The sequence below is a fragment of the Lysinibacillus sp. NPDC093190 genome (assembly GCF_050280425.1).
GTDB lineage: Bacteria > Bacillota > Bacilli > Bacillales_A > Planococcaceae > Lysinibacillus.
This window is the reverse complement of the sequence record NZ_JBNNVG010000065.1, coordinates 1-5,062: the sequence shown is the minus strand read 5'-3', so window position 1 is coordinate 5,062 and position 5,062 is coordinate 1. Positions and strand designations below refer to the sequence as shown.

At 31.1% G+C, this 5,062-nt stretch carries 4 protein-coding genes; all 4 read right to left on the bottom strand.

All coding sequences use genetic code 11. From position 1 onward, the window contains the following. Positions 1-269 precede the first annotated feature (269 nt). A complete protein-coding gene (locus tag ACQKOF_RS24935) occupies positions 270-1,163 on the bottom strand; it encodes a patatin-like phospholipase family protein (protein ID WP_427563064.1) in 894 nt (297 codons plus the stop codon). A 192-nt stretch (positions 1,164-1,355) separates the two neighbouring features. Continuing rightward, a complete protein-coding gene (locus ACQKOF_RS24930) occupies positions 1,356-3,038 on the bottom strand; it encodes a methyl-accepting chemotaxis protein (protein WP_427563061.1) in 1,683 nt (560 codons plus the stop codon). A gap of 39 nt (positions 3,039-3,077) precedes the next feature. Beyond that, a complete protein-coding gene (locus tag ACQKOF_RS24925) occupies positions 3,078-4,250 on the bottom strand; it encodes an ATP-grasp domain-containing protein (protein ID WP_427563058.1) in 1,173 nt (390 codons plus the stop codon). 356 nt (positions 4,251-4,606) lie between these two features. Beyond that, positions 4,607-5,062: ISL3 family transposase (locus ACQKOF_RS24920; protein ID WP_427563055.1), on the bottom strand; the 456-nt coding region annotated here is incomplete at its 5' end.

The following is a 5,062-nucleotide window of genomic DNA, read 5'->3' as shown; positions in this document are numbered from 1 at the left end:
TGATGTCCAAAATTTTGTTTCGTTCACCAACTCAAGGTTAGCTACTAAAAACTTTATTGATTACGTTTTGCTTGTTCAGTTTTCAAGGTTCATTTACAATCATTATCTCTTTGTTAAGAGTCAACTTTTATATAATAACATATTTTATAAAGAATGTCAAACAGTTATTTTATTTTCATATTGTTCTAGCTGCATGTTCAGCAGCAACTTTTATATAATACCACCCACTTCATAGAACGTCAATAGTTTTATTCGTTTTTTTAAAAGTTTTATAACCTAAACCTTGGCCACGATTTTAAAAATTGAATAGTACGGTTTCTTCCAATCTCTAAAAGGGTTTCTTTAGTCTCTTCATCTAAATCAAATTGTGTGGAGCTATAATCATCGACAGGGATGAAAATAATATCTCTTTCATGCCGTCTTGAGATATACCTTTCATCATGAGCATCTTTCATAGTAGAAAATAAAGCTTCAAATAAATTTAATCCGTTTTTAATTTCATGTGGGTGTTGTTCTTCTCTACGTCTACTCAATTTAAGCCCTATAATCGGTCGCACTTTACGTCCTTCTCTATCATCAAATACCCATAACGGAAAATTACTCAATACGCCGCCATCTACAATAACTGAATCTCCTTTTCCTGTTTTTAATGTAACAGGTTCAAAGAAAAAGGGTATACCACAGCTCATACGTAAAGCACTGGCTACAGAAAAATTCCTCGCTTCAATATGATATTTTTGTAAATCGTCTGGTAAAACTATCATTCTGCCATTTGTTAAATCTGACGCCACTAATTTTAACGAATCTCTAGGTAAATCTCCGAATGTATAAACTCCTTTTGCAGCTAATTTCTGAAAAAACCATTTTTCTAATGCTTTCCCTTTGTATAAACCTAAATGATGATAAACATTAACCCACTTCATAAACGGGAATGGTAAGATCGTTTTCCTTGGATCTAGTAATGAAGGTACATCCAACTCTTCCAACATAGTTTGGATTTCTTTCCCGCTATATCCTGCAGCAATAAAAGCAGCTAATATGGCCCCAGCACTCGTCCCAGCTACCCGTTTAAAGCGAAAATTTTCAGCTTCTAGTACTTGATACGCCCCAACTAGTGCAAACCCCTTCAAACCGCCACCAGAAAAAACACCATCAATCCACAAAATTTCCTCTCCTTTTTAAAGTAATCGTTACATTATATAAAGAGTTATATACAAATAGAACGAACTCAATGAGTATTTTGTCGAATTTACAAACGACTTTGATACTGACATACGGATCTAAAAATAGTAAAAGGATTAGCTCTGTTCAAGATAGAGCTAATCCTTTTAACTTAGTTAATGTTATTGCTTAGATTACTTAATTTTAAAATGTGCAATTTGACCTTTTAAGTTTTCAACCATCTCATTTACTTGATTAGCTGTTCCTAGCATTTCTTCCATAAAAGCAGATTGCTCTTGCATAGTTGAAGCAATATTTTGGGTACCTGCTGATGTTTGCTCCAATGATTGCACAGTTGTCTCAGTAGTCCCTAATACTTGTTCAGAGCTTGCTGATATTTGTTCTACTGTTGAAGCAATTGATTGCGTTCGCATACTAATGTTTGAAATTAGAGAAGAGATTTTTCGGAAAGTATCTCCAGCCAATCTTATTGCGACAGTCTCTTGATCAATTTCATTTACTACTCTCGTAATAGCTTCAACAGATTCATTAGAATTGTTTTGCATTTCAGAAATTAATTTAGTAATGTCATTAGCAGATTGGGCAGATTGTTCTGCTAAATGTCTTATTTCATCTGCAACAACAGCAAACCCTTTTCCGTATTCACCTGCACGAGCAGCCTCAATAGCTGCATTTAGTGCAAGTAAATTAATTTGATCAGAAATACTTGTAATTACATTTGTAATTTGTCCTACTTCTTTAGAACGTTGATGCATTTGTTCTGTCATTTGCATAGAGGCTTTTGAAAGCTCGTTAATTGAATCAATTCCTTGTACGGATTGTTGAATTACATTATTACCTTGATTGGATTCTTCAGATGTCTTAATAGATTCATCAGAGACGTTTGTGGTAGATTCTGTAATTTCTACTATCCCCTCTGATATTTCTCTAATCGCAATTTGATTTTGAATAGCCCCAGTCGTTACCATTTCGCTACTTACTGAAACTTCCTGAATCGCTGCTGATACCTGATTAGCCATTTCTGTCACTTGCTCTATACTTTGAGTCAATTCTTTAGACCCATTTGCTACATAGTCTGCTGTTGAGGATACATGACCTATAACTTCTTTTAGCTGTACTTGCATACTATTAAAACTTGATGCAAGTTGACCAATTTCATCATTACTTGTATTTTTTATTTCCTGTGTTAAATCACCAGCTGCAATTACTTTAGTATAATCTACAAGTTTATTTAAAGGTTTAGAAATTCTTTTAGCAGTGAAATATGCTAATAAACCACTTACTACAATAAATATAAGTGCTAATAATACACATACTTTTATTAATAAGTTTTCTAGATCAACTATAAAATCTGCATCTTCATCTAATCCTAAGACAGAATCTGTTCCTTGAACTTGTAAAAATGTAGACTTATGAGCACCGTAATCATCCATATAAATATCACTTGTAACCATTTTTGTTGTACCTAGCGCTGCTTTTTGTTCATCTGTAAACGCTAGTGGTGATAAATACTTATCGTCATTACCTAAAAATAAAATGACTTCTTTATTATCTACCTTACTCATAATATACACATTTTCTAAATCATACTCTTCTTGAAATGCATTTCCTCTAGACAATAGTTCTTGATATGCACTTTTGTTTGTTTTAGCACTATTGATTAATTCTTTATCAAATAGCTCATCAAAATCCTCCATTTTCATTGTTAAGCTCTCTTCAAACTGAGGAATAATATACCCATCAATTAAACGTTCAGCTACAATAAAAATGACAAAACTAAAAATTGTGCTTATAACAACAATAGGCATTAATACGTTTAATAATATTTTCTTTCTAATTGTCATACCTTTAAACATCATTAACGCTCCTAACTGTAATAAAAAAATTAATCATTATTAAACAAATGCCAATTCTTTTAACGTAATATATTGATTCAGATCTAAATTCAATAACCTTATATTTTCATTTAAATCTGGTGATTTATGAAAGATTACAGCAAAAGTAGAGCTTTCATTCACTTTCATTGGTCGATATTCTAAAATTTCATCAAAATTTAGTTTAAATGCTTCATGATTAATAGATACAACTTTCTTACAATCAATAGATGCATCTATTTCAGCACAACAAAAACTATAAATTGAATCATCCATTTGATTAACTATATTTTCCCAATCAGGCTTTTGTTGTTTAAAAAAGTACTCACATGCGTTTACACCATATGCATGAACACCAAGTTCATTTGTACCGATACCAGCAAATCTAAGTGGATTTACTTCAATTGGAACAATCTGTCCCTCATTATCGATGCGAATTTCAATATGTATAGGGGCAAGTTTTAAAGCGAAGAACGATGAAATAGTTCCTAAAAATTCTTGAATTTTGTTGAGGGACTCATTTATTACTTGCTTACTCGTATAGTAAATTCTATCGCTCATGTCTTTCTCATGCCTAAACATTCTTTTAAAAAGATTTAAGATAACAGGTTCCCCGTCTTCTGTAAAATATACGTCAACAGCGTATTCATCACCTTCAATTAATTTCTCAATTATAAATGATTGATTATTAATAACTTCGATTGGATACTCTGAACTTGTAACTTCCATTTCAAATTTAAGTTGTTTAATAGTTTCTTTATATTCTTCTACCTTATCAATACGATGTACACCTATACTTGAATATCCTATAACAGGCTTAACAATAATAGGGAAAGGTAGTGAACCAGGATCTAATTCTTCTAATTCTTTTAGAGAAACTTCTGTGAAAAAGAAATCTTTATAATGTCTACTTAATGTTTTCCTGAAAGTAACTTTATTTTTCAAAATATCTGTAACAGTTGTTAAATAGTGTTTAGGTGCATATTTTGATAAAATATTAAGTCCATTTTCAGAGTTAAAGAGAATTGAACAATTCCCCTTCTCTAATTCAATCAACAAATCGTCTACCTTTTTTAAATTTATAGTAGATTCATTTGGTATAAAAACTTCATTTAATTTGATAACCGGAATTTTATTCTTACTAATTGTGTACGCTAATAAATCAGAAACATAAGGTCTATCTAGTATTATCAACTTTTACACTCCTATCCATATATTTTTTACATATCCATATCCTACAATGATCTATAAAAGCATGTAAAAATAACTATTACCTATTTTAATATATAATACCTATAAAATCCATAATATTACCTTTTTATACTATAGGTAATATTACACCGAAATTAATAAAAGGCATAATTAAATATCTAAACACTAATGAGTATATTTAACTATATAAAGATTAACTTTTGCTAAAGTAAATAACTAAAAAAAATCAAGAAGCTAATTTAAGCCTCTCGATTTTTTATATTGGTTTATTACAATTTGTATAATTTTATAAAAACTGTTCTAAGTCAAATGTTGGGGTGCACAAATCTTTCAGCACGTTAACCCAGATGAACCCCGATTTCTTTATACTTTAAATTTAATAAGATTTTTGCTCGAAAGTGATCGAAGCGTCGAAAGCCATATGCATTCCGTTTCATCACTTTTGTTTTATTATTAATGCCTTCCAAGAAGCCGTTGGAATAACCAAAACTAAAGCTATTTAAGATTTCTACTTGCCAGTTTTTAAATGTTTGAATTGCTTTTAAGAAAGCTGGTAATTTTGTCTCTTCTACTTTACGGTAAAAAGCTTGTAATCGCTTCTTCACTTCTATGACATCATTCTTTGTCTTTGCCCAATCAAACCATTCACAATAGGCTTCCTTTAATTCATGAGCTACTTTTAATGTTTCAGACATTTCAGTATAGCGCTGTAAGTACCACTGTTGTTTCGGTGATAATTTAGATGCACGTTTATAAAACACATGACGCATACGTTTACACTTTGTGCGATTGTA

What these genes read in the sequence shown, in the direction of transcription:
- ACQKOF_RS24930 (WP_427563061.1), bottom strand. Translation starts at nt 3,038, where the DNA reads ATGTTTAAAGGTATGACAATTAGAAAGAAAATATTATTAAACGTATTA.